At 70.3% G+C, this 24,020-nt stretch carries 20 protein-coding genes and 2 pseudogenes; 14 read left to right on the forward strand and 8 right to left on the reverse strand.

The window, feature by feature from the left end:
- Positions 1 to 254: 254 nt before the first annotated feature.
- From NRF20_RS26080 to NRF20_RS26090, 3 genes and pseudogenes are all read left to right on the forward strand, one after another.
- A pseudogene (locus NRF20_RS26080) lies at positions 255 to 416 on the forward strand (SH3 domain-containing protein); the annotation flags it as partial.
- A gap of 1,806 nt (positions 417 to 2,222) precedes the next feature.
- Positions 2,223 to 2,375, forward strand: a complete 153-nt coding sequence (locus NRF20_RS26085) for a hypothetical protein (RefSeq protein ID WP_398632550.1) — start codon at positions 2,223 to 2,225, stop codon at positions 2,373 to 2,375.
- Positions 2,376 to 2,701: 326 nt separating this feature from the next.
- Positions 2,702 to 3,523, forward strand: a complete 822-nt coding sequence (locus NRF20_RS26090; protein WP_398632551.1) for a M23 family metallopeptidase — start codon at positions 2,702 to 2,704, stop codon at positions 3,521 to 3,523.
- A 155-nt stretch (positions 3,524 to 3,678) separates the two neighbouring features.
- On the opposite strand, the gene NRF20_RS26095 is transcribed toward NRF20_RS26090, so the two are convergent.
- Positions 3,679 to 4,170, reverse strand: a complete 492-nt coding sequence (locus tag NRF20_RS26095) for a hypothetical protein (RefSeq protein WP_398632657.1) — start codon at positions 4,168 to 4,170, stop codon at positions 3,679 to 3,681.
- Between the two features lie 655 nt (positions 4,171 to 4,825).
- Here NRF20_RS26095 and NRF20_RS26100 point away from each other — a divergent pair.
- The 7 genes from NRF20_RS26100 (at position 4,826) to NRF20_RS26130 (ending at position 14,287) form a co-directional block, all read left to right on the forward strand.
- Positions 4,826 to 5,689: an isocitrate lyase/PEP mutase family protein gene (locus tag NRF20_RS26100; RefSeq protein ID WP_413753367.1), complete on the forward strand. Its 864-nt coding sequence runs from the start codon at positions 4,826 to 4,828 to the stop codon at positions 5,687 to 5,689.
- Between the two features lie 328 nt (positions 5,690 to 6,017).
- On the forward strand, positions 6,018 to 6,962 hold the full coding sequence (locus NRF20_RS26105) for a TIGR03619 family F420-dependent LLM class oxidoreductase (protein ID WP_398632553.1): 945 nt from the start codon (positions 6,018 to 6,020) through the stop codon (positions 6,960 to 6,962).
- A gap of 10 nt (positions 6,963 to 6,972) precedes the next feature.
- Complete coding sequence (locus tag NRF20_RS26110) at positions 6,973 to 7,758, forward strand: SDR family NAD(P)-dependent oxidoreductase (RefSeq protein WP_266360721.1); 786 nt, start codon at positions 6,973 to 6,975, stop codon at positions 7,756 to 7,758.
- 108 nt (positions 7,759 to 7,866) lie between these two features.
- The gene (locus tag NRF20_RS26115) at positions 7,867 to 8,994 is read left to right on the forward strand and encodes an LLM class flavin-dependent oxidoreductase (protein WP_398632554.1); all 1,128 of its coding nucleotides are present in this window, start codon (positions 7,867 to 7,869) and stop codon (positions 8,992 to 8,994) included.
- Between the two features lie 280 nt (positions 8,995 to 9,274).
- Entirely contained in the window at positions 9,275 to 11,014 is a 1,740-nt protein-coding gene (locus NRF20_RS26120; RefSeq protein WP_398632555.1) for an amidohydrolase family protein, read from the forward strand.
- Positions 11,011 to 12,474 (forward strand): aldehyde dehydrogenase family protein, encoded by a 1,464-nt coding sequence (locus NRF20_RS26125; RefSeq protein WP_413753368.1) that lies wholly within the window; start codon positions 11,011 to 11,013, stop codon positions 12,472 to 12,474. Before NRF20_RS26120 ends, NRF20_RS26125 begins: the two co-directional genes overlap by 4 nt.
- A 247-nt stretch (positions 12,475 to 12,721) precedes the next feature.
- On the forward strand, positions 12,722 to 14,287 hold the full coding sequence (locus tag NRF20_RS26130; RefSeq protein ID WP_398632557.1) for an APC family permease: 1,566 nt from the start codon (positions 12,722 to 12,724) through the stop codon (positions 14,285 to 14,287).
- Between the two features lie 51 nt (positions 14,288 to 14,338).
- Here the strand turns inward: NRF20_RS26130 and NRF20_RS26135 are convergent, their stop codons facing one another.
- Genes NRF20_RS26135 through NRF20_RS26145 form a run of 3 tightly spaced genes read right to left on the reverse strand, consistent with a single transcriptional unit; the run spans position 14,339 to position 15,811 of the window.
- Complete coding sequence (locus NRF20_RS26135) at positions 14,339 to 14,821, reverse strand: hypothetical protein (RefSeq protein WP_398632558.1); 483 nt, start codon at positions 14,819 to 14,821, stop codon at positions 14,339 to 14,341.
- Complete coding sequence (locus NRF20_RS26140) at positions 14,818 to 15,336, reverse strand: RNA polymerase sigma factor (protein ID WP_398632559.1); 519 nt, start codon at positions 15,334 to 15,336, stop codon at positions 14,818 to 14,820. The genes NRF20_RS26135 and NRF20_RS26140 overlap by 4 nt, the downstream gene beginning before the upstream one ends.
- On the reverse strand, positions 15,326 to 15,811 hold the full coding sequence (locus NRF20_RS26145) for a DUF3995 domain-containing protein (protein ID WP_398632560.1): 486 nt from the start codon (positions 15,809 to 15,811) through the stop codon (positions 15,326 to 15,328). The genes NRF20_RS26140 and NRF20_RS26145 overlap by 11 nt, the downstream gene beginning before the upstream one ends.
- Before the next feature lie 143 nt (positions 15,812 to 15,954).
- Between NRF20_RS26145 and NRF20_RS26150 the strand changes: the two are divergent.
- Positions 15,955 to 16,119: pseudogene (locus NRF20_RS26150) on the forward strand (GNAT family N-acetyltransferase); the annotation flags it as partial.
- Positions 16,120 to 16,160: 41 nt separating this feature from the next.
- On the opposite strand, the gene NRF20_RS26155 reads toward NRF20_RS26150, so the two are convergent.
- From NRF20_RS26155 to NRF20_RS26165, 3 genes are all read right to left on the reverse strand, one after another.
- Positions 16,161 to 16,847, reverse strand: coding sequence for an endonuclease (locus NRF20_RS26155; protein WP_413753369.1), 687 nt, complete (start codon positions 16,845 to 16,847; stop codon positions 16,161 to 16,163).
- Positions 16,844 to 17,488 carry a DNA polymerase ligase N-terminal domain-containing protein gene (locus NRF20_RS26160; protein WP_398632562.1) on the reverse strand — a complete coding sequence of 215 codons (645 nt, stop codon included), beginning with the start codon at positions 17,486 to 17,488 and terminating at the stop codon, positions 16,844 to 16,846. Before NRF20_RS26160 ends, NRF20_RS26155 begins: the two co-directional genes overlap by 4 nt.
- 324 nt (positions 17,489 to 17,812) lie before the next feature.
- A complete protein-coding gene (locus tag NRF20_RS26165; protein WP_413753370.1) occupies positions 17,813 to 19,387 on the reverse strand; it encodes a serine protease in 1,575 nt (524 codons plus the stop codon).
- Positions 19,388 to 19,530: 143 nt separating this feature from the next.
- Between NRF20_RS26165 and NRF20_RS26170 the strand changes: the two genes are divergently transcribed.
- Together NRF20_RS26170 and NRF20_RS26175 are read left to right on the forward strand one after the other, a co-directional pair.
- A complete protein-coding gene (locus tag NRF20_RS26170; RefSeq protein WP_398632564.1) occupies positions 19,531 to 20,181 on the forward strand; it encodes an RNA polymerase sigma factor in 651 nt (216 codons plus the stop codon).
- Positions 20,182 to 20,197: 16 nt separating this feature from the next.
- On the forward strand, positions 20,198 to 21,289 hold the full coding sequence (locus tag NRF20_RS26175; RefSeq protein ID WP_413753371.1) for a CU044_5270 family protein: 1,092 nt from the start codon (positions 20,198 to 20,200) through the stop codon (positions 21,287 to 21,289).
- A gap of 37 nt (positions 21,290 to 21,326) precedes the next feature.
- On the opposite strand, the gene NRF20_RS26180 is transcribed toward NRF20_RS26175, so the two are convergent.
- The gene (locus tag NRF20_RS26180) at positions 21,327 to 22,850 is read right to left on the reverse strand and encodes a CehA/McbA family metallohydrolase (protein WP_398632566.1); all 1,524 of its coding nucleotides are present in this window, start codon (positions 22,848 to 22,850) and stop codon (positions 21,327 to 21,329) included.
- A 183-nt stretch (positions 22,851 to 23,033) separates the two neighbouring features.
- Here NRF20_RS26180 and NRF20_RS26185 point away from each other — a divergent pair, with 183 nt between their 5' ends.
- A complete protein-coding gene (locus tag NRF20_RS26185) occupies positions 23,034 to 23,879 on the forward strand; it encodes an LLM class F420-dependent oxidoreductase (protein ID WP_398632567.1) in 846 nt (281 codons plus the stop codon).
- Positions 23,880 to 24,020: the final 141 nt, after the last annotated feature.

Here is a 24,020-nt window from a genome sequence, read left to right on the forward strand (position 1 = left end):
GGGAGCTGCCAGCACTCGGACGGCAGATCATCGGCGTGGCGCATATGCCCTTGCCCTGTTGCGGCTGTCACAGTCACGGCTCCGATCAACGCAGACCCGGTAAGGAATCCGAGATGCACAAATCGAGAAGCTGGGACATCCTGTCCCGTTCAACCCTGGGTGCCATGTCGCTGGGTGTGACCCTGGCGCTGTGCCCCATGGACATCGCTCACGGAGCGCCGAGCCCCACGGGTTCGCAGGCGGCCAACCGATTGATGGCCAGCCGAGTGGCGGCCAGCGTGTCCGGGACGGTCACCTCCCAGACCTCTCAGAACATCCGTAGCGCTCCCACCACCCAGTCGCAGATCGTGGGCACCGTGCCGTCCGGCGGCACGGTGTCCATCGCCTGCCAGGTGGTCGGCCAGACCGTCGGCGGGAACCCATACTGGTACCTGCTGTCCAACGGCAGCGGCTGGATGACCGCTCGCTTCATCTCGACGCAGACCACAGTGCCGTTCTGTGACGACTTCCCGGGCACGGGCGACACCGGCCCGACGGGACCCATGGGTCCGACGGGTCCGGCGGGTACTAACGGTGCCACCGGTGCGACTGGGCCTGCTGGTGCGACGGGTGCGACGGGTCTGCAGGGCGTCACTGGTGCCACGGGTCCGGCGGGTGCCAATGGTGCGAACGGTGCTAACGGTGCCACCGGTGCGACTGGGCCTGCTGGTGCGACGGGTGCGACGGGTCTGCAGGGCGTCACTGGTGCCACGGGTCCGGCGGGTGCCAATGGTGCGAACGGTGCTAACGGTGCCACCGGTGCGACTGGGCCTGCTGGTGCGACGGGTGCGACGGGTCTGCAGGGCGTCACTGGTGCCACGGGTCCGGCGGGTGCCAATGGTGCGAACGGTGCTAACGGTGCCACCGGTGCGACTGGGCCTGCTGGTGCGACGGGTGCGACGGGTCTGCAGGGCGTCACCGGTGCCACGGGTGCGTCCGGTGCCAATGGCGCGAACGGTGCTAACGGTGCCACCGGCGCGACTGGGCCTGCTGGTCCGACGGGTGCGACGGGTCTGCAGGGCGCCACCGGTGCCACGGGTGCGTCCGGTGCTGTTGGTGCTCACGGTCCGACCGGTGCGACTGGTCCGACGGGTGCGACGGGTCTGCAGGGCGTCACCGGTGCCACGGGTGCGTCCGGTGCCAATGGGGCGAACGGTGCTAACGGTGCCACCGGTGCGACTGGGCCTGCTGGTCCGACGGGTGCGACGGGTCTGCAGGGTGCGACGGGTGCTGCCGGTACCAATGGTGCTGATGGTGCGACGGGTCCTGTGGGTCCGACGGGTGCGACGGGTGCTGCCGGTACCAATGGTGCTGATGGTGCGACGGGTCCTGTTGGTCCGACGGGTGCGACGGGTCTGCAGGGTGCCACCGGTGCTGCCGGTACCAATGGTGCTGATGGTGCGACGGGTCCTGTTGGTCCGACGGGTGCGACGGGTCTGCAGGGTGCCACCGGTGCTGCCGGTACCAATGGTGCTGATGGTGCGACGGGTCCTGTTGGTCCGACGGGTGCGACGGGTCTGCAGGGTGCCACCGGTGCTGCCGGTGCCAATGGTGCTGATGGTGCGACGGGTCCTGTTGGTCCGACGGGTGCGACGGGTCCTGTTGGTCCGACGGGTGCGACGGGTCTGCAGGGTGCCACCGGTGCTGCCGGTACCAATGGTGCTGATGGTGCGACGGGTCCTGTTGGTCCGACGGGTGCGACGGGTCTGCAGGGTGCCACCGGTGCTGCCGGTGCCAATGGTGCTGATGGTGCGACGGGTCCTGTTGGTCCGACGGGTGCGACGGGTGCTGCCGGTACCAATGGTGCTGATGGTGCGACGGGTCCTGTTGGTCCGACGGGTGCGACGGGTGCTGCCGGTACCAATGGTGCTGATGGTGCGACGGGTCCTGTTGGTCCGACGGGTGCGACGGGTGCTGCCGGTACCAACGGTGCTGATGGTGCGACGGGTCCTGTTGGTCCGACGGGTGCGACGGGTGCTGCCGGTACCAACGGTGCTGATGGTGCCACCGGTGCTACTGGCGCGACGGGTGCCACCGGCGCGACGGGGGCCACCGGCCCGGCGGGACCTGTTGGCCCGTCCCAGCAGGCCACCAGCAACTTCGCGTCTGTGCCCGCTGGGGGCAGCACCACGGACATCGTGGCCGTGTGCCCTGCCGGAACCGTGCTGACCGGGGGAGGCGCCGTGAGCCAGTTCCAGAACCCGGACATCATCTGGACCGCGAGTTACCCGGACAGCGCCACCAACACCTGGCACGTCTCCGCATACAACAACGGCGCCACCGCGCAGACCGTCCAGTCGTACGCGGTCTGCATTCCTGGCAACGTTGGACCGTGAGGTAACTAGTTTCAAGGGGAATGGACGGGAACCCGCTCAGGGTTCGGAACAGTCCCTGTGATCGCTGCCGCAGCAGATGAAGGGTCTTCTGCTGCGGCAGCTCCATGTCGTTTCCGTCGAGTTCCACAGCCCCCGGGTTCCCATCCGGTGCCATCGCACCGGCGCGCGCCGGCCGCACTTCTCCGAAGCGGCCGGCTCGGGTTCCCGGGGGCTGTCGGGTCTACTGGGACAGCTGAACTTCCGGCACTCTTGGGTCCGTTCAACCTGGATTGCTGTCCCCGTACCCCCGGTACTCCACTCGGATTCGACTCGGAGGTTGACCGCGCATGCGCTCGATACGTATCGCCCTGCTGGGCCTGGTGGCCCTCGTCGCAGGACTGCTGACCGCGACCCCCGCCGCCGCGGCCCCGAACTTCAAGGCACCGTTCCCCTGCGGCCAGACCTGGACCTACAGCCATCACTCGGCGGAAGTGAGACAGGCCCTCGACTTCGTCCGCACCGACGGCGGTGCCACGGCCGGCACCCCCGTCCTCGCCTCGTCCGGCGGGACGGCCCACCGCTACTCCCAGCCCAGCGGTGCGGGCAACTACATCGCCATCGACCATGGCGGCGGCTGGCAGACCTACTACTTCCACCTCGCCTCGTACTCCGTCGCCGACGGCGCCTCCGTCTCCCAGGGCCAGCAGATCGGCGTCACCGGCTCCACAGGCAACAGCAGCGGCGCCCACATCCACTACGAGCAGCTGTACAACGGTGTCGGCCAGACCATCGCGATCAACGGCCAGTCACTCGCCCCGTATCCCGGCTCGTACTACAGCAAGTACCTGACCAGTGACAACGGCTGCGGAGGTGGCGGTGGCGGCAAGTACTGGGTCGACACCTTCGCCGATGCCACGGGCTACGCGACGGCCGGCACGGGCGACGCGCAGGGCGTCCTCAAGGCGGGCACGAACTACGTCTACTGCAAGGTGTGGGGCGCACAGGTCGGCTCCGGCTCCAGCTACAACCACTGGTGGCTGAAGACGGACCTGGACACGGTGTACGCGGGCAAGAACGGGCGCGGCGCGTATGTCTCGGCGTACTACCTGTCCCGCTGGGGCAACGACGAGGCGCGGGACAACAACGGGACGGTGATCCCGGACTGCTGACCGGCACGCCCGGCCGATGCCACCCCCGTCCGCCGGTCGAGGACGGACGGGAACGGCATCCGGCGTCGCGGCCGCATGTGAAGGAGGCGGCTGCTTCCTTCACATGCGTGCCGCTGTCCGATGCCGGAAGCCTCCGTCGGAGGCGGCAGTTTCCGCTACGCCTTGCTGTTGTAGTGCGTGATGTCCCAGTGGCTGCCTTCCCGCGCGTAGACATTGCCGGCGGGGGACTTGTACAGAGCGGCCCCGTCGCTACGCTTCCCCGCCTTGGCGAACTTGCTGGTGATGTAGTTGTTGACGCACGAGACCTTGGTTGAGATGTCTGTCTTGTACCCGTTCCGGTGGCTGTACGTGCCGGGGCTGTGGCCCTTCTCGGTGCCGCCGGTGACGATCACCTTGCAGCCGCTGACCTTCTTGAAGGCGATCGTGCCCGCGATGGTCGCCTTGTTGATCTGAGTGAACGACGTACACGACTTCTTGTTCCAGTCGGAGCAGTTTCCGCTGGACGTCCAGGTGATGCCCGCCTTCTTCAACTGGGCGGCGGCATCGGCGTGCTGCGCGTACTTCGCCGGTGCGGCCTGTGCGGTGCCGGCCGCCAACAGGACCGAAGCGGTTGCGGCGATCACCATGCGGGCGGACAGAAGTCCCATGCGCTTCAAGACGTGCTCCTTGTCTGTCTTACGAGTTCGAACGCTGCTTGGCGGTGCTGCTTCCAAGCGCGGAAAGCCTGCCCAGCGGCGAACGACCTGTGTATCCACCCTTCAGGTGAAAGGGACGCTTCGAAGTGGACGCCGTCCCGCCTGTCGCCGGTTCGCCTGATCGGCGGTCATCGCCACAGCGCCCCAACATGACGTCGCTGTCGGGCGGTCGACGGTCCTTCCGGCGATGCGTCGGTGATCCGAAGGAAAACGACCCTCCGGTTTCGTATGCAGGGTCAAACGCGGCGTGTCCCGAAGTAAAGGGACGGTCATGCCTGTATAGATATACGCGTCTTCGCGAAGAGGGCAGTTCTTCACTTCCTGTGCGGCATGGGTGCCGTCGCCTCTTCCGCAAGTGAGCACTGCGTGTGGTGTTTCCGTATTCGTCGCATCAGTGAATTGCTGAATCGCCGATTCGCATACCCCTGATTCGGTCACCGGTGTCTCGGTGACTCCCGGTCCCGGTGGCGCCGAATTCCGCATCACCTGAGAAGGCGTCGCTCGACACCTTTTTCTCGCAATGGAATCACCGAATCGGAAATTCGACACATCGGCGATGTGCCGGACACCGATTCGCGAGTCAACGACTCATTGGCAAGGAGACGCTGTGCGATACGGAAGTGCGCTGAGGGAAGAAGTCCGATCTCCGGGAACGACTCCTCTCATCGGCATTTACGACATGTATTCGGCGTCCGTCGTGGCCCGGCACTACGACGGATTCTTCGTGTCCGGATTCGGCTTCGCCGCCTCCCACTACGGGCTCCCCGACATCGGCTTCATCGCCTGGCCGGACATGGTTGCCTTCGTGGAGCGGCTGCGGCCGGCCTTCCCCTCCCACCATCTGCTGGTCGACATCGATGACGGCTACGTCGATCCCGAGGTCGCCTGCCACGTGGTGCAGCGGCTGGAGAGGATCGGCGCCTCCGGCGTCATCCTGGAGGACCAGAAGCGCCCCCGCAGGTGCGGTCACGCGGACGGCAAGCAGGTGCTTCCGCTGGAGGAGTATCTGGAGAAGCTCAACCTCGTACTGGAGAGCAGGCAGGATCTGGTGGTCGTCGCCCGGACGGACGCCACGGAGGAGGACGACATCCTGCGCCGGGCCGAGGCGCTGGCCGGGACGGACGCCGACGTCGTCCTGGTCGACGGGGTGCGCAGCGTCGAATGGATCCGGCGCATCCGGAAGGTGGTCGGTGACAAGCCGCTGCTCTTCAACCAGATCGCGGGCGGAAAGTCGCCCAGGCTCTCGCTCTCCGAACTGACCGAGCTGGAGTGCCAGGCGGCCATCTACAGCACTCCCTGCCTCTTTGCCGCACATGCCGCCATCGATGCCGCGCTGACGGACCTCAAGCAGTCCGACGGGCGGCTCCCCGAGCTCGCACCCTCCGGCGGAATCGGAGTGCGGCGTTCGACGGAACTGCTGGAGAAGAACATCAGCAGGCACCACACCGTCCGTGAGCCCGTGTCCGTCTGACGCGAACGGTACGCCGGGAGCGGGCCGCGCCCGCCTCGTCACTGTTCATCCCGAACGCAGGGGCCTCGGTGGCGCACCCCCACGCGCCATCGGGGCCCTGGCGCGCGCGAACCGCAGCGAAACGGGCCGTGTCCGGACCGGACCGCGATGCCGGCGATGATGCCACCCGTCCGACGGCCTCGTCGGTGCCGGACGCCGCTGCTCGACCCGGCCGGCAGGCCGCCCGGTTCGCGCCCGCCTCTTGTCTGATGTGACGTCAGGTACGACGATGGCCCCCGCGTCCGTCATATGACGATGCGTCAGATTCCCTCGGGAAGGAGGCCGTCCGGTGCCGATACTGCCCACCGGGCCGCTGTCGTACGGGATGCAGCTGCCGATCCAGTCGCAGAGCACCATCTACGCGGAGGGGTGGGAGACCGAGGCCACCCCCTTGGACCTCGCCGAGATCGCCCGCACCGCCGACCGTACCGGCTTCGCCTACCTCGCGAGCTGCGACCATGTCGCGATCCCGCGGCGGCTCGCCGGGGTCATGAGCACCGTCTGGTACGACCCGGTCGCCACTCTCGCCTTTCTCGCCGGTATCACCGAGCGGGTGCTGCTGATGAGCCATGTCGCCGTCGTCGGCCTGCGGCACCCGCTGGCCACCGCCAAGCAGTACGCCACCCTCGACCACCTCTGCGGCGGCCGGCTGATCCTCGGGGTCGGGGCCGGGCACGTACCGGAGGAATTCCAGGCGCTCGGGGCGGATTTCGAGGGGCGGGGCGGGGTCCTCGACGAGACCATCGACGCACTGAAGGCGGCGCTCGGTCCTGAGGAGTACCCGGAGTTCGCGGGGGAACGGTTCTCCTTCGCCGGGCTCGGGCAGCTGCCGCGCCCGGCCCAGGAGCGGGTGCCGGTCTGGGTGGGCGGCTCCTCGCCCGCCGCCGTGCGCCGGGCCGCGATGCGGGGGGACGGCTGGCTGCCGCAGGGCGATCCGCGGGAGAAGCTGCCCGCACAGATCGCCAGGGTGAAGGAGCTGCGCGAGGCGGCCGGGATCGGGGCCCCGATCGTCATCGGCGCGATCACCGAGCCGCTGTACGTCGGTGAGCCGGACTGGTCCGTCGGGCGGCGCACCCTCACCGGAAAGCCGGAGGTCCTCGCCGAGTCGCTGCGCGAGTACGGGGCCATGGGCGTCCACCAGATCCAGGTGCGGTTCCGCAGTCGGAGCCGCAGCGAACTGACCGACCAGATGGCGGCGTTCGCCGCCGGGGTCGCACCCCATCTCGACAGGTAGGAGTCAGGCCATGGGCAAGCTGGACGGCCGGGTCGTGCTGATCAGCGGCGCGGCGCGCGGGCAGGGTGAGCAGGAGGCGCGGCTCTTCGCCGCGGAGGGCGCGCGGGTGGTGATCGCCGATGTGCTCGACGAGCAGGGCGAGGCGCTGGCCAAGGAGCTGGGGGAGGACGTCGCCCGGTTCGTCCATCTGGATGTGAGCCGGGAGGACGAGTGGCAGGTCGCCGTCGCCGCCGCGAAGGACAGCTTCGGAAGGATCGACGGACTGGTCAACAACGCGGGGATTCTCCGCTTCAACGAGCTGGTGACCACGCCGCTGGAGGAGTTCCAGCAGGTGGTGCAGGTCAACCAGGTGGGCGCGTTTCTCGGGATCAAGAACGTCGCGCCCGAGATCGAGGCCGCGGGCGGCGGGACCATCGTCAACACCGCCTCGTACACAGGGCTCACGGGCATGGCGTTCGTGGGCGCGTACGCCGCCACCAAGCATGCGGTGCTCGGGCTGACCAAGGTGGCGGCGGTGGAGCTGGCCGCGAAGGGGATACGGGTCAACGCCGTCTGTCCCGGCGCCGTGGACACCGCGATGACCAACCCGGCGGCGCTGGACCCGACCGCGGACCCGGAGGAGTCCAGGGCGGCGGTGGCCGAGCTGTACCGGAAGCTCGTACCGCTGGGGCGGATCGGGCGACCGGAGGAGGTGGCGGCGCTGGCGCTCTTCCTGACCTCGGACGACTCCTCGTACATCACGGGGCAGCCGTTCGTCATCGACGGGGGCTGGCTGGCTGGTGTCAGCCTGTTCTGAGCTGTTCTGACGATGCGTCAGGTATTGACGGGTGCAGGTGCCGGTGGAACAGTCGGACGCATCGCAATCTGACGGTGTGTCAGAAATGACTGAGGACGGTGAACCCCCTTGGAATTCGGGCTCTTTGTACAGGGGTACGTGCCAGCCGCACGGGCCAAGGCCGACCCCGGGGCAGAGCACAAGGCGCTGATGGAGGAGACCGAGTACGTCATCCAGGCGGACAAGTCCGGCTTCAAGTACGCCTGGGCCTCCGAGCATCATTTCCTGGAGGAGTACTCGCATCTCTCGGCCAACGATGTGTACCTGGGCTACCTCGCACACGCCACCGACCGCATCCACCTCGGATCCGGCATCTTCAACCCGCTCGCCCCCGTCAACCACCCGGTGAAGGTGGCCGAGAAGGTCGCCATGCTCGACCACCTCTCCGAGGGCCGCTTCGAATTCGGCTCCGGGCGCGGGGCCGGCAGTCACGAGATCCTGGGCTTCATGCCGGGCATCACCGACATGAACCACACCAAGGAACTCTGGGAAGAGACCATCGCCGAGTTCCCCAAGATGTGGCTCCAGGACGAGTACGCCGGCTTCCAGGGCAAGCACTGGTCGCTGCCGCCGCGCAAGATCCTGCCCAAGCCGTACGGGAAGTCGCACCCGGCGATGTGGTACGCGGCCGGATCGCCGTCCTCGTACGCGATGGCGGGCAAGAAGGGGCTCGGCGTGCTGGGCTTCAGCGTGCAGAAGGTCTCCGACATGGAGTGGGTCGTCGAGTCCTACAAGACGGCCGTCAAGGAGGCCGAACCCGTCGGTGACTTCGTCAACGACAACGTCATGGTCACCTCCACCGCCATCTGCGCCGAGACGCACGCGAAGGCCGTCGAGATCGCGGTGGGCGGCGGGCTGAACTACCTGCAGTCGCTGCTGTTCCGCTACCACGACACGTTCCCCCGGCCCGAGGGCATCCCGGAGTGGCCCGAGCTGCTGCCGGAGTACTCCGAGGAGATCATCGAGCTGTTGATCGCCGAGGAGCTGATGATCTGCGGTGATCCGGACGAGGTGCTGCGGCAGTGCAAGCGGTGGGAACAGGCGGGGGCGGATCAGCTGAGCTTCGGGCTGCCGATCGGGATGAACCGCGAGGACACGCTGAACTCGATCAAGCTGATCGGTGAGCACGTGATCCCGAAGATCGACACGGACCCGGTGCACCGGACCTCGCGGTTCCGGGGGGCGGCGGGGGCGTAGGGGCGGGGCGGGGTGCGGGTTGGGTGCGCCTGCGGCGGGCGTTGTCCCCTACCCGCCCCTTCCCTGGCCGGGGCTCTGCCCCGGACCCCGCGCCTCAATCGCCGGCGGGGCTGGTTTTCGCTCCGCCCAGGACCCCGCGCCTCAAACGCAGGCGGGGCCGAGAACAGCGGCGTCTTCCCGGACCGCCGCTCCGTGGAGCCGGGGTGCGTAGCGCGGCCGTGCGCACCCCGGCTGCACACCCATGTACCCGCGGCGGGAAACACAGAAGGGAACCCCCGTCATGCTCGACCACCTCATCCGCGGAGCGACCGTCGTGGACGGCACCGGCGGACCCTCGTACCCCGCCGACATCGGCATCCGCGACGGCCGCATAGCCGTCATCGCCGAACCGGGCACGCTCGCCGAGGAAGCCGTCACCACGGAGGACGCCACCGGCCTCGTCCTCGCCCCCGGCTTCGTCGACCCCCACACCCACTACGACGCCCAGCTCTTCTGGGACCCGTACGCCACACCCTCCATGAACCACGGCGTCACCACCGTCGCCGGAGGCAACTGCGGATTCACCCTCGCCCCGCTCCACCCCGAACGCCCCGAGGACGCCGACTACACCCGCCGCATGATGTCGCGGGTGGAGGGCATGGCCCTCAAGGCGCTGGAGGAGGGCGTCGACTGGACCTGGTCCAGCTTCCGTGAATACCTCGACGCCCTCGAAGGACGGATCGCCGTCAACGCCGGGTTCATGGTCGGCCACTGCGCCCTGCGCAGACACGTCATGGGCGCCGACGCGATCGGCGGGCAGCCCACCCCCGAACAGCTCGACGCCATGCTCGCGCTGTTCCACGACGCGATGGACGCCGGAGCCTGGGGGCTGTCCACCACCCAGTCCTCCACCCACTCCGACGGCGACGGACAGCCCGTCGCCTCCCGGCACGCGCTCCCCGAGGAGCTCCTCGCACTCTCCCGCGCCGTCGGTGAACACGAAGGCACCCAGCTCGAAGCGATCGTGGCGGGCTGCCTCGACCAGTTCTCCGACGACGAGATCGACCTCCTCGTCGACATGACCGCCGCCGCCGGCCGCCCGCTGAACTGGAACGTGCTCACCATCGACGCCGCCGTCCCCGAACGCGTACCCCGCCAGCTCGTCCCCAGCGAGCGGGCCCGCCGGGCCGGCGGCCGGATCGTCGCACTCACCATGCCGATCCTCACTCCCATGAACATGTCGCTCGGTACCTTCTGCGCCCTCAACCTCATCCCCGGCTGGGGCGACATCCTCGCCCTCCCCGTCCCCGAACGCATCGAACGGCTCCGCGACGCCGGCACCCGCGCCGAAATGCTCCGCCGCGCCGACAGCAAGGAGGCCGGTGTCTTCCGCCGCCTCGCCGACTTCGGCCGGTACGTCATCGGGGACACGTACAGCGCGGCCAACGAAGGGCTGAGCGGCCGCGTCGTGGGCGACATAGCCGCCGAACGCGGGCAGGACCCCTTCCACTGCCTCGTCGAGATCTGCGCCGACGACGGGCTGCGCACGGTGCTGTGGCCCATGCCCACCGACAACGACCCCGACTCCTGGGCGCTGCGACGGCAGACCTGGGAGCACGAGGACGTCATGCTCGGCGGCTCCGACGCGGGCGCGCACCTGGACCGGATGTGCGGCGCCCCGTACACCACCCGCTTCCTGGGCGACTGCCTGCGCCGACGCAAACTCCTCCCCCTCGAACAGGCCGTCAAGATGCTCACCGACGACCCCGCCCGGCTCTTCGGGCTCCGCGACCGCGGCCGCATCGAGGAGGGCTTCCACGCCGACCTCGTCCTCTTCGACCCCGAACGCATCGACGCCGGGCCCGCCACGCTCGTACACGATCTGCCCGGCGACAGCCCCCGCCTCGACTCCAAGGCCATCGGCATCGTGTCCGTCCGCGTCAACGGCGTGGAGACCCTGCGCGACGACAAGGTGACCGGCGCGGTCCCCGGTACGGTGCTCCGCTCCGGCCGCGACACCCGGACGGTGAGCACCGTATGAGCGACAGGAACCTGCGCCTCTTCATCGGCGGCGAGTGGATCGAACCCGACCACGGCCACTACGAGGTGATCAACCCGGCCACCGAGGAGGTCGTCGGCCTCGCACCCGAGGCGAGCCGCGAGCAGGTGTACGCGGCGGCGGCCGCGGCCCGCGAGGCCTTCGCCACCTGGTCCCGAACCCGCCCCGAGGAGCGCGCCGCGATCCTCGACCGCGCCGCCGATCTGATGCAGCGCGACTTCACCGGCAACGCCGCACTCGCCCAGGCGGAGAGCGGCGCCACCACGTCAACGGCCAGGGCCATGCAGGCCGCCGTCGGCGCCGCCCGCTTCCGCCGGTATGCCAGGGGTGCACTGGAACCGGTGGAGGAGCCGATCGCACCGCAGATCAACGAGGCCGGGCCGATGGGGCGGGCCGGTGTCTTCGGGGCGCTCGCCGTACGCCAGCCGGTCGGCGTCGTCACCTGCATCACCTCGTACAACAACCCCTGGGCCAACCCGGCCGGCAAGGTCGCCCCCGCACTCGCCATGGGCAACACGGTCGTCGTGAAACCCGCACCGCAGGACCCGCTCTCCGTCTACCGGATGGCCGAGGCGCTCGAAGAGGCGGGCGTTCCGGCGGGCGTCGTCAATGTGGTCACCGCATCGGGCCCCGGGGCGGGCGAGGCCGCCGTCGACTCACCGGACATCGACATGGTCAGCTTCACCGGCTCCACCGCCGTCGGACAGCGCATCGCCGAGGTGTGCGGGCGCTCCATGAAGCGGCAGCTGATGGAGCTGGGCGGGAAGGGGGCCGCCGTCGTCCTCGACGACGCGGACCTCGACTCCGCGGCGGCAGGCATCGGCACCACGTTCTCCTTCTACAGCGGCCAGATCTGTACGGCCCCGACCCGCGTCCTCGTACAGCGCGCAGCCCACGACGCCCTGATCGAGAAACTCACCGCGTACGCGGGTCACCTGAAGGTGGGCGACCCGACGGACCGGGGCACGGTCGTCGGCCCGGTCATCTCCGCCGCCCACCGCGACCGCATCGAGTCGTACATCGAACTCGGCCGGAAGGAGGGGGCGAGGACCGTCACGGGCGGCGAACGCCCGGCCGGACTCGACCGGGGCTTCTACGTCGCCCCCACCCTCCTCGCCGACTGCACCAACGACATGCGCGTCGTCCGCGAGGAGATCTTCGGCCCCGTAGTCGTGGTCGTCCCCTTCGACGACGAGGACGAGGGCATCGCACTCGCCAACGACAGCGACTACGGACTGATCGACTACGTCTGGTCCTCGGACGTGGCACGCGCCTTCCGGGTGGCCCGGCAGCTGCGCGCCGGCGGGGTCGGTGTGAACACCATCGGGCGGAACATGGAGGCCCCGTTCGGAGGGTTCAAGAAGAGCGGTGTCGGGCGCGATGTCGGCTCGTACGCCCTGCACGCATACAGCGAACTCCAGGCGATCGTCTGGCCGGGCTGAACCGGCACACCCCGTGGGTGTCCGCTGAGCGGACACCCACGGGAAAATTTTGAACCGCCACAAAACGGACAGTGCTGCGATTCCCGTACATCGCTGCGATCGAGCGTCGACCTCTCATTAACAGGTCGTGATCATTAATTGCCTTCAATTAATTTCCATGTGCCCGTTCTGTCACCCGAAATTCAAGGGCGAGGTTCCGGAGTCTCAGCCTCCGAATGTGGATATCGCAGCGCATAACGTCCTCTTCATGACACAGCTGGACGCGCGGCCGCAGGCCGGAGACCCGGTACGGGGCGCAGCCCCGGCCGACGGCGGTGTACGCGGCAAGGGCCTGGGCGGGAACTCCGTCGGCCTGATGGGCAGCGCCGTGATCGGCATCTCCACCGTCGCCCCCGTCTACTGCCTCACCTCCACCCTCGGCTCCACCGCGGGCGAGGTCGGCGTGCAGATGCCCGCCGTCTTCCTGGCCGGCTTCCTGCCGATGCTGCTCGTCGCATTCGCGTACCGCGAACTCAACAAGGCCATGCCGGACTGCGGCACCTCCTTCACCTGGACCGTGAAGGCATTCGGCCCGCGCCTCGGCTGGATGTGCGGCTGGGGCCTGGTCATTGCGACGATCATCGTCCTGTCGAACCTGGCGGGCGTCGCCACCTCGTACTTCTGGCTCCTCGCGGGCGAGATCACGGGCAGCGGCTCGATCGCCGCCCTGGACGACAGCAAGCCCGTCCACATCCTCACCTGTCTGACCCTGATCGCGATCGCCACGGCGATCAGCTACCGGGGGATGACGGCCACCAAGGGCGTCCAGTACGCCTTGGTGGGCCTTCAGCTCGTCGTCCTCGCGCTGTTCGTGGCGATGGCCGTGCAGAAGGCACGCAGCGGGGAGTTCGCCTCGTCGGTGGACTTCTCCTGGTCCTGGCTGAACCCGTTCGCGGTGCAGTCGTTCGCGGCGTTCACGGCCGGCCTGTCGCTGTCGATCTTCATGTTCTGGGGATGGGACGCCTGTCTGACCGCCAACGAGGAGACCGTCGGCAGCGAGAAGACCCCCGGGCGCGCCGCCCTCATCGCGATGGTCGTGCTCGTCGGCTCCTATCTGGCGACCGGTGTCGCCGCCCAGATGGCCGTCGGCTCCGGCGACTCGGGCCTCGGCCTCGCCAACCCGAACACCTCCGACAACGTCTTCGCCGCACTCGCCGGCCCGGTCATGGGCCCGGGCCTCGGCGTCCTGCTCTTCATCGCCGTGCTCGCCTCCGCCGCCGCGAGCCTGCAGACCACCTTCATCCCGGTGGCCCGCACGGTCCTGGCGATGTCCACGTACGAGGCCCTGCCCGCCTCGTACGCCCGCGTCCACCCGCGCTTCAGGACCCCGGGGAAGGCCACCGTCACGGCGGGCGTGGCGACCGGCGTCTTCTACACGGTCATGACCCTGGTCAGCGAGCACGTCCTGGTCGACACGATCTACGCGCTCGGCCTGATGATCTGCTTCTACTACGCGCTGACGGCGTTCGCCTGCGCCTGGTACTTCCGCGCCGACCTGACCCGCTCCGTCCGCGACCTGGTCTTCAAGGGCCTCTTCCCGGTCGTCGGCGGCATCCTGCTCACCGCGGTCTTCGGCAAGACCCTCTACGACATGTGGGATCCGGCATACGGCTCCGGCTCGTCGGTCTTCGGGGTCGGCTCGGTGTTCGTGATCGGTGTCGGGCTGCTGCTGCTCGGTGTGGTGCTGATGCTGGTGATGCAGCGCCGCAGCCCGGCGTTCTTCCGCGGCGAGGTGCTGACGAAGGAGACTCCGGCGCTGGTCGTGGAGGACTGACGGCCGGGGCTTTTGGCCGAGATCCGTACAAACTGCGGACCGTGCGTACGGCTACCCGCCCACACGCACTGCCAGCCGGCTCAGGACCCGGTGGCCTGCGCTGGACACTCCGACCGGGATCAGGGCCGCGCGGCCCGGGAGGCGTACGCCTCCCGTGAAGGCGACCAGCGTGTGGCCGGGGGTGGTGGGGGACGGGGTGGCCGCCATGCCGATCAGGACGAAGCGGCTCTGGAGCCAGAGCCAGCCGGGGCGGCGTACGCCGTGGAAGCGGGCGTGCATGCCGTAGCGGCTGCGGGCCACGGCCTCGATGCGGTCGCCGTCCGCGCGGGTGAGCTTCAGACGGCGCATGTCGGGGACCAGCCGGGACAGTTCGCCGTCGATGTCGGCCAGCAGCGGGTGGACGGTGGCGTAGGGGGCGGGGATCTCGCGGGTGGTGACGCGGGCGCCGCGGACGCCCGCCGCGAGGGCGTGCAGGCGGCGGACCGGGTCGAGTTCCGGGGTGGTGGGCCACTGGTGGAGGGGGGGTTCGGTCATGACGTCCATGCCTTCCGGAAGGAGTCCCGGGCCCGGTGCAGCCGTGACTTGACGGTGCCCACGCGCAGGCCGAGGAGTGCGGCGGCGGATTGTTCGTCGAGGCCCTCGACGTCGCGCAGGACGAGGACGGCCCGGTGTTCGGGGGAGAGGCGGGCGAGGACGTCGCCGATGTCGGAGGCCAGCTGCGGGTCGCCGCGCTGGGGGACGGTGGTGAGGTCCGCGGGGACGGAGCGTGCGGTGCGGCGGGCGACGCGGACCGCCTCCCGGCAGGCGATGGCGCGCACCCATCCGTACAGCGCCGCAGGTTCCTTGAGGGAACGCAGGCTGCGGAAGACGGCGACAAGGGTCTCCTGGACGGCGTCCGGCCCGTCTGCCAGGGCGATGGGGGTGCATATGCGGCCCGCGTACGGGGTGAGGACGTCGAGGAGCTCGTTCATGGCGATCGTGTCGCCGCGCTGGGCCGCGCGCACCAGCCGGACGGTGCGCGCGTGATCCAGGTTGTGGTCATCGGACACGGGTCGGGGCTTCCTCCCCGGCCGCCACCCGGAGTGCGGCGGCCGCGAGTACCAGGCAGACAGGGGTGTAGAGCGCCAGGTTGAGCCAGTGGAACGTGTCGCCCGCCCCGTCGTCCAGTCCGGTGCGCAGCCCGCACGCCCAGGCGATCCCGGCGAGGCCGCGCAGCGCGGTGCCGCAGGCGACGGCCACGGTGCCTGCCTGGAGCAGCCGGCCCAGACGGTGGGTGCGGCCCAGGCGGGCGCGGGCGGTGACCAGGGCCGCGCCGGTGAACAGCAGGGTGGCGAGCGGGAGGACGACGGGCGGGGTGAAGGGTGCGTCGATGCCGAGTACGGCGTACGAGAGGGACGCGGCGTCGTGCGCGGGCCAGGTGGTGCCGGTGGACCAGAGGACGTGCAGCAGTCCGTCGGCGGTGAGGACGGTGGCGACGGCCGCGGCCGCGGTGGTGGCGGTGGGTGTGCGCCGGGTGGGGTTCATGGGTGCTCCTCTGCGGGGCGGATGGTGGTGACGGGTTGCGTCACCCCACAGAGGAGCCGGGTCGCCGATTCGTTCCGACGGGTTGGCGTTCGGGTTGGACCAAAGACCCCGGGAACCGGTGCGCGACGGCGTCCCGGTCGCCCAGCGACCCGGCGCACCGGCGGATCGTCGTCGAGCCGGACGCCCGCAACGAGAAGGCCGTCGCACGGATGGTCCGGGCGGGCTTCGAACTCGGCCCGGAGATCGACAAGCCGGAGAAGCGGGCCCGGCCGGCGTTCCTGAGCCGGACGGCCGCCGCGGGGGTGTAGGGGCGCAGTGGGCGAAGGGGCCGGGGCGGTGGGCCGCTCTCTCAGGCCCGCGCTGCGACGTCGTCCACGACGTGCTTGTCCAGCGCCGCGCGTACCAGGGCCGCCGCGAGCACGGCAGGACCGTGGTCGTCGGCCTGCTCGGCCTGCTCGGCCTGCTCGGCCTGCTCGGCCTGCTCGGCCAGCTGTGCGAGCTTCGCCGGCGAGGCGGGCAGTCCCAGCTTCTCGGCGCCCTGGAGAGCCTTTCCGTCCAGGAACGGTGCCGTCTCCGGCCACACGGCCTGCACCTCGCGTATGAAGATGTCCGCACCGGCCGGACCCATGCCCGGGGTTCTGCGCAGCCCGGACCGCAGGATGCCCAGGTCGCCGTCGGCCTCCTTGCGCAGCCGCCGCAGATCGCCCCCGTACTCGACCAGCAGGAGCTCTGCCCCGTTGCCGAGCTGGGTGGCGGTGCGTTCGTCGTAGCGCCGGTAGCCGCCCTCGCCCAGCGCGTCGACACGCTGCTGCCATGTCGACCCGATCATCCGGTCCGGGGACCGCATGCCGTGGGCGAACAGCGCGCGTGCCGCCGCCACCGCCACGGACGCCCGGATGCGGGCGCTCAACAGATCGCTGAGCACGAGGAGTTGGTACAGGGGCTGCGGTGTGTTCCGCAGCCGGATGCCGGCCTCGGCGGCGTAGGTGGTGCCGTAGCGGCTGAGAAGGACCTCAACGGTCCTGCGGGCGGTCACGAAAGTCCGCCCCCTTCCTCGGCGGCGACCTGCTGCAGGGTGCGCCCCGTACGGGCCGAACGTGCCCGGTACGGGTCCGGTGTGTCCGGCCCGTCATGGGTGGCGCGCCCGTCCTTGGCCTTGATCAGCAGCCATATCTCCTCGCCCGGGGCGTCGTCCGCACCGCCTCCCTTGAAGCGGGTGAGGGCGAACTCGCCGTGCAGCTTGGTGCCGTCGAGCCAGAAGGTCGCGTGCCCGTCCTCCAGGGACTGCTCGAACGGCACGGGCGCGCCCCAGCGGTCGTGGCTGAGCGGCCGGTAGGTGCCCTGGTCCCAGACGATCACCGTGCCGCCGCCCTGCTTGCCCTTCGCGATGACTCCCTCGAACGTGCGGTACTCCAGCGGATGGTCCTCCGTGGGGACGGCCAGCCGCCTCTCGCGCGGGTTCTCCGAAGGTCCGCGCGGCACCGCCCAGGACTTCAGTACGCCGCCGACCTCCAGCCGGAAGTCGAAGTGCATGCGTCGCGCCTGGTGGATCTGTACGACGAAACAGGGCGCCGCACCCGTCCGCCCGCCGTCGCCGCGCGGCTCCGCCGTCGCGTCGAAGTGCCGTTTGCTGCGGTAGTCCCGGAGCCGGTCGTCGTTTTCGCCGGTCACATCCATCCGGACACCTCCTCCGGCAGGCCCGCCCCGTTCCCCCCTTCCACTGTGACGCTCCCGGCCGTGAAGCGCACAGGGACGGGGTGCGCCGGCACCGACGACAGGTATGTCGACATCAAATATCTTGACATCGAGCCGCCCCTCGGCCGCGTTGCCCGGTGCGCACCCCGCTCCCGTCCGGGGACGGTCCTGCAGCTTCCCCTCGCCCGAGGCCGCGTACCTGCCGGCCTCGGGCCCGCTGTCCGCCGTGCGCTGTTCGTTCATGCGTCGGCGAACGCGCCGGAAGCCGAAGGTCTCACGCGCCGTTCGTCTGCCCGGACTACGGGGTCACTGCGTGCGGTAGGCGTCGACGATGGTCTGCGTGAGGGTGTTCCCGGCAGTGTCGGTCAGCTCTGCGCGCAGGGAGACGCCGGTGCCCGCGCGGGGGTTGCGGATCGTCACGGCACCGTTCTCGGCCGGGACCCGGGTCCACGAGGCTCCGCCGTTCACGGATACCGAGACGGCCAGCGAGCGTGTGCGTCCGTCCGCGGCGGCGCCCTGCACGGTGACGGGGACACGGAGTGCCGTGTCCGCCGCTGCGGTGCCGGTCGGGCTGAGCGCGGGCGAGAATCGCACGGCGCTCACCGGCACCGGCGTGGGACCGGCCGTCGTGTCCGAGGTGAAGGTCCACGACGCGGTCACACGGGTAGCGGTGCCGGGCGCACCGTTGCGGTTCACCGTGCTGGTGACTCGGTACGTCGCGCGACCCGGCGGCACGGTGAACTCGGCTCGTCCGGGGGCGCCGGTCTGTGTCCCGACGAGCACGCCGTTGCGGTGCAATGTGGTCGAGGCCGCGCCGTACGGCGGTGACGACGGAACGTGGCCGTCGCCGTCGGCGAGCAGCGGGACATCGACGGTGACACTGTCGCCGTCGCGTACGACGCCGGGGCGGCCGGCGAGGTGGGGGCCGAAGACGGCGTTGTCGAAGGTGTGCGTGGTCGTGGCGCCGGCGCGCACGGCGATGCCGTTGGCGCTGTAGCGGTTCGCTGCCGTGCCTGGCTCAGCGGGGGCCCAGTAGGTGACGTCCCAGGTGCCGCGTTCGGGTGTCACGAGGTAGGTGGCGGTGCCGGGGGTCGTCAGTTTCTGCGTGACGCCGATGGTCGGTCCGGCACTCGGTCCCAGGTCAATGGTCGCGGCGCCCGCGGTGCCCGGCCGGGCCGCGCCGCGGATCTGCACGGTGGCCAGGTCCTTCGCGGAGGGGTGCCGGGTGAGCCCGGTCAGGGCGCGGGTGCCGGTGAAGGTGTAGCCGAGCGCGTAACCGGTGGTCTCGGTCGTCCAGTGCGAGTCGTACCACTGCTTCACCGAGCCGGGTTCGGCGGTGGGGCCCAGGTGGGCGACGCGCAGGTTCGCAGCGGCGATGACCTGGTTGATGAAGCGGGTGGTGCCGCCGTGTGTGACCTCGACGAACATCCCGCCGTTCAGGAAGCCCGCGGCGCGGTCGGGCGGAGTCACGTCGACGGGGGCGGTGGTCCGCGCGTCGACGGTGACGGTGGTGTCGTGGTCGAGGTCGAGGCGCGGTTGGACGATCCAGTCCATCCCGCCCGCGCCCTTGCCACCGGTCAGGAGACTGTCCAGCAGGTACCGGCCCTTGGGCAGGCGCACGGTGGTCGTGCCGGAGGCGTCGTGCGGCTTGACGGACTCGTCGGCGCCCGCGCCGGAGATCCCGGTGACGGTGGTTTCGTAGTTCCCCGTCGAGCGGCCGGCGCGGTCGAGGTGGTTGATCGTGAGGGCGTACGTCTCCGGCTCTGCGGCGAAGGCCGTGGTGTCCCAGGCGGGCGTCGCGCTGCCGACCAGGGCGACGGCGAGAGCCAGAGTCCGCAGGACACTCCGGCGGGATACGCGGGATACGGAAGAACTGTTCATGACCTGCACTGCGCTGCCGAGCGCCGGCGTTCCCGTGAGCCGCGTCACACCGCGCATGGGGGTCGCGGCCCCGGGCGGCATGTGTGGCGCACGTCACGGGAACCGGCGCAACGGGCGCGGCAGAGCAGAGTGTGGAAACACTCATGAGGAATCGCTTCCGCCGCGGAGACCGCGACGCCCTGGGAGAGCTGTACGACGAGCACGCCCAGGTGCTGTACCGCTATGCGCTGCGGGTGACGGGCGACTGGGCGGAGGCCGAGGACGTCGCCTCGGCGACCTTCCTGGAGGCATGGCGCAGCCGGGCGAAACTGCGCCCCGACGGGGACAGCCTGCGCCCGTGGCTGCTGGGAATCGCCACCAACATCATGCGCCGCAACGCACGCGCACGCCGACGCCGCGAGATCGCGCTCGCCCGCGTCCCGGAACGCGGCTCCATTCCGGACTTCACCGACGATCTCGTCACGCACCTCGCGGATGCCGAGCAACTGCGCGCCGCGCACGCCGCACTCGCCCGCCTGCGGCGGCGCGACCGGGAGGTCTTCACCCTCGTGGTGTGGGCCGGCCTGGACTACGCGGCCGCGGCCGAGGCACTCGGCGTGCCGGTCGGCACCGTCCGCTCACGCCTGTCCCGCGCCCGTACCCGACTGCGCGAACTCACCGACGCCGAAGCCCGCGCCACACGCTCGCAAGCCACGCGGGCCGGAGCCGAACGGCCCCCCGCGGCGGAAAACAGGGAACCCTCCGCCACCCCGACAAGCCAGTACCGGACCGCTTCCCTGCGGCCCGGTCGTTGACCCAGGAGAACCACGGATGAACACCACCCCGCGGCGCCGTACGCACCACCGGTCCGAGGACGCCGAACGCCCCGGCCTCACCGACCTGCTGCCCCCGCCGCCGGTCCCCGGCCTGGGCCCCGACCGTGAACTGCTGCTGAAGGAAGCACTGCTGCACAAGGCCGCCGTTGCCGGATCGCCCGACTTCACCACCCCGGCCTCACGCCCGCGCCGGCGTCTGGTCCGGTTCGTGGCGCCGGCTGTCGCCTGCGCCCTGGCGGTCGGCGGCGTCATGGTGGTGAACCTCGCGGACACCCCCGGGCACGGGACCACCGCGGCAAAGGACGGCAGCGCCACCGGCACACCCGAGGCGACACAGCTCCTCGACCGCATCGCACTCGCCGCCGCCGGGACGAAGCAACCGGCGGTCCGCGCCGACCAGTTCCTTTACATCGAGAGCAAGGTCGCCTACGCCGCGCAGAGCGCCGCGGGAGGCCCCGTGACCATGGCTCCCGCGCACACGCGGCAGGTGTGGTCGTCCGCCGACGGCAGCCGCCCCGGCCTGCTGCGCGAGGAGGGCGAGCCCGACAGCCGGCTCGACGACGACGCACCCGTTTACCACCTTGACGGCCCGGGGGCGACACCCCGGCCGAGCACCCCGGACAAGAAGGGCCCGTCGATCAGCGACCCGACCCACGAGTACGTCGCATCGCTGCCCACCGACCCCGACGCCCTGCTGAAGCTGATCCGGAACGAGACCCGCGGGCAGGGCCAGGACCCGGACCAGCGAGCATTCACCGCGATCGGCGACCTGCTGGCCGAGACCTGGGCACCACCGAAGGTCAGCGCCGCGCTCTACAAGGCCGCCGCGAAGATCCTCGGAGTCACGGTGATCCAGAAGGCCGCCGACGCCACGGGACGCGAAGGCGTTGCCGTCGCCCGAACGGCACACGGGCAGCAAACGCAGTGGGTCTTCGACCGGACCACGTACGCATTCCTCGGTGAACGCACGGTCCTCACCGAAGCCGGCGACGCCGGCCCGGCCGGGACCGTGGTCGGTACCTCCGCGATCCTCACCAAGGCCGCAGTCGGCCGAGTCGGCGAGACTCCCGCGCCGACGACGACGTAGCGCGGCAGCCATACGCCGCCCCCATTTGCCGGTCGGTCTAACCCTCCAGGAACACCGGATTGGTGAGCGCCGCCAGGGCCCCCGGCAGCCCGGGCACCGTCGCCGGGTGCCGGACCTCGGCCCGCACATAGGCGGCGTACACCGGCGTTGTGCGCCACTGGACCGTCCCCGTCCCCGACTCCGGCAGCGTGGCCGTGAACAGGGTGCCCTGGTCGGTGACGAAGTGCGCGGTGCAGCCGGGTGCCCCGGTCACCTCCAGCCGTACGGTGACCGGGGTGTCGTCCCCGTCCACCCGCAGCCGTTCACCGATCCCCGCGTGCAGGCCGCGCCCGCCCGAGGCCCCGAAGGACAGGGTGACGGCGGACGACTCGGCGATGTAGGAGTGCCCGGCCCGGATTCCGGCCGTGATCGCCTCGCGCGACAGCTCGTCGGCGAGGACGACGGTCTGCGGCAGCCCCACCTTGTCCGGCTCCCGGTGCGCGTCGCTGTTGCCCATCGCCGCAACCCACGGCTTCGACGTACGGACGGCTGCCACAAGCGAGTTGTCCCACTCGGCGAGGGCGATCTCGTCCTCCGGGGTGTACGCCCCGTTCCACACCTCCACCGCGTCCGCCTCGCCGAAGCCGAACTTCCAGTGGCAGCCGATGCATGTGGCGTGCGGATGAGCGGGCACGACCAGACCACCGGCCCGGCGCACGGCCTTCGCGTAGTGCCCGAACCGGTTGTCACGGGCCCGGTAGCGCCAGTCGACGAACGTTCCCGGGTCGGTGCCGAGCGCGATCACATGCCCGTTGCGGGTGGTGACCTCCTCGCCCGTGAGGACGAGCAGATCGTCACCCCACAGCCCGTCCCACGCGCTGTGCGCGGAGTACGTGTTGTGCTCGCTGCTGTTGATGAAGTCGAGCCCGGCCGCGCGTGCGGCGGCGGCGATCTCGGCCGGGGTGCGCTTGCCGTCCGAGTGGACGGAGTGGAGATGGCAGTCCCCGCGGTACCAGGCGCGCCCACGCCCCTTCGCCCGCTCCGGCGGGTACACGGGCTTCGGCGTGGACCCGGTCGGTCCGAAGCGCAGGGTGATCGTCACCTCGTACGGGAGCCCTTCCGGGGCGACGGTGTACGGCCCGAGGGCGATGTTCCAGGTCCCGGCCCGTACCGGCCCCGCGATGTAGCCGGGCGTCGCCTCGTCCGCCCGGATGAAGAAGCTGCTGCGTGCCCCGCCGGACCACCCCCGGAACCCGCGCCCGCCCAGCTCCGTGCCGCGCTCGTCGAAGATGCCGATGTCGAGGGCGTTGCCCTGCGTCCCGGCCGGGACGGGCGTCTTCTCGTACGTGTACGAGACGGCGATCTCCCGTACCCCGCGCGGTACTTCGACCGGCAGATACACATAGTCGGGCGACCCGGTCGGCAGGGTGCCGCGCACGGTCCTGGTCCGGTCCGGGGCGTCGTCCCCGGTCGCGGCGTCGGCGAAGCTCACAGTGCCCAACGTTAGAGCGGTGGCGGCCGTACCGACGAGAAGGCCGCGCCTGGCCATCGGGCGGCCGTGGGCGGATTGCGATGCGGACATACGAGTGGCTCCCCGGGGTGTCGTGACTGGCGAGGGGTGACGTACCCGACCCTGGCGGGGAGCCATGAACTCCGGGGAAACGGCGGTAGGCATGACCGGGGCCCGAACTCCCGGACACTCGGCTTTCCGCACCGCACGGCATACGTTGAGGCCCTCACCGGATCACGACGGAGGTTTCCTCATATGCGGATCGCCACAACGATCTTCCTCACCGATGAGACGATCACGCCGCTGCGGCTCGCCCGCGAGCTCGAACAGCGCGGGTTCGCCGGGCTCTATCTGCCCGAGCACACCCACATCCCGGTGAGCAGGGACACCCCCTACCCGGCGGGCGGCGAACTCCCGCCCGAGTACGGCCGCACCCTCGACCCCTTCGTCGCCCTCGCCCAGGCCGCCGCCGTCACCGAACGCCTCGCCCTCGGTACCGGCATCACGCTCGTCGCCCAGCACGACCCGATCGACCTGGCGAAGCAGATCGCCACCCTCGACCATCTCTCGGGCGGCCGCTTCACGCTGGGCCTCGGCTACGGCTGGAACATCGAGGAAGCCGCGGACCACGGGGTGAACTGGTCGACGCGCCGGGACCTCGTCCGCGACCGCATGGCCCTGATGCGCGCCCTGTGGTCGGACGAACCGACGGCGTACGACGGCGAGTTCGGCTCGGTCCGGGCCAGCCACGCGTACCCGAAGCCGGTCCAGAGCCCCCGCGGCCCGGTGAACGGCCCCCGCACCCTGATCGGCGGCGCGGCAGGCCCGAAGCTGTTCGCGCACATCGCGCAGTACGCCGACGGCTGGCTCCCGATCGGTGGCCGCGGCCTGACGGAGGCCGTACCGAAGCTGCGCGAGGCCTGGGAGTCGGCCGGCCGCGACCCGAAGCAGCTCCAGGTGGTCCCCTACGCGGTACTCCCGAGCCCGGGGAAGCTGACGCACTACGCGGACCTGGGTATCGAGGAGGTCGTCCTCCAACTGCCCCCGGCAGGAGAGGCGGAGGTGCTGCGGGCGCTGGACGCGTACGCGGAGTATCTGTAGCGACCCGGCGACGGAGAGGAGGGGTGCTCTGCCGCTCGCCCCGTGGCGGGGCACTTCTCCTGGCATCCGTCACCCGGCCGGAATGTACGCCTGTTCGGTGGTACATGTGTGCGATCATCATGTGCGTTCTTTACAAATCAC

The organism is Streptomyces sp. R-74717 (assembly GCF_047305335.1).
Taxonomy (GTDB): Bacteria; Actinomycetota; Actinomycetes; order Streptomycetales; family Streptomycetaceae; genus Streptomyces; species Streptomyces atratus.

What these genes read in the sequence shown, in the direction of transcription:
- NRF20_RS26090 (WP_398632551.1), top strand. Translation starts at nt 2,702, where the DNA reads ATGCGCTCGATACGTATCGCCCTGCTGGGCCTGGTGGCCCTCGTCGCA.
- NRF20_RS26095 (WP_398632657.1), bottom strand. Translation starts at nt 4,170, where the DNA reads ATGGGACTTCTGTCCGCCCGCATGGTGATCGCCGCAACCGCTTCGGTC.
- NRF20_RS26110 (WP_266360721.1), top strand. Translation starts at nt 6,973, where the DNA reads ATGGGCAAGCTGGACGGCCGGGTCGTGCTGATCAGCGGCGCGGCGCGC.
- NRF20_RS26120 (WP_398632555.1), top strand. Translation starts at nt 9,275, where the DNA reads ATGCTCGACCACCTCATCCGCGGAGCGACCGTCGTGGACGGCACCGGC.
- NRF20_RS26125 (WP_413753368.1), top strand. Translation starts at nt 11,011, where the DNA reads ATGAGCGACAGGAACCTGCGCCTCTTCATCGGCGGCGAGTGGATCGAA.
- NRF20_RS26130 (WP_398632557.1), top strand. Translation starts at nt 12,722, where the DNA reads ATGACACAGCTGGACGCGCGGCCGCAGGCCGGAGACCCGGTACGGGGC.
- NRF20_RS26135 (WP_398632558.1), bottom strand. Translation starts at nt 14,821, where the DNA reads ATGACCGAACCCCCCCTCCACCAGTGGCCCACCACCCCGGAACTCGAC.
- NRF20_RS26145 (WP_398632560.1), bottom strand. Translation starts at nt 15,811, where the DNA reads ATGAACCCCACCCGGCGCACACCCACCGCCACCACCGCGGCCGCGGCC.
- NRF20_RS26160 (WP_398632562.1), bottom strand. Translation starts at nt 17,488, where the DNA reads ATGGATGTGACCGGCGAAAACGACGACCGGCTCCGGGACTACCGCAGC.
- NRF20_RS26165 (WP_413753370.1), bottom strand. Translation starts at nt 19,387, where the DNA reads ATGAACAGTTCTTCCGTATCCCGCGTATCCCGCCGGAGTGTCCTGCGG.
- NRF20_RS26170 (WP_398632564.1), top strand. Translation starts at nt 19,531, where the DNA reads ATGAGGAATCGCTTCCGCCGCGGAGACCGCGACGCCCTGGGAGAGCTG.
- NRF20_RS26175 (WP_413753371.1), top strand. Translation starts at nt 20,198, where the DNA reads ATGAACACCACCCCGCGGCGCCGTACGCACCACCGGTCCGAGGACGCC.
- NRF20_RS26180 (WP_398632566.1), bottom strand. Translation starts at nt 22,850, where the DNA reads ATGTCCGCATCGCAATCCGCCCACGGCCGCCCGATGGCCAGGCGCGGC.
- NRF20_RS26185 (WP_398632567.1), top strand. Translation starts at nt 23,034, where the DNA reads ATGCGGATCGCCACAACGATCTTCCTCACCGATGAGACGATCACGCCG.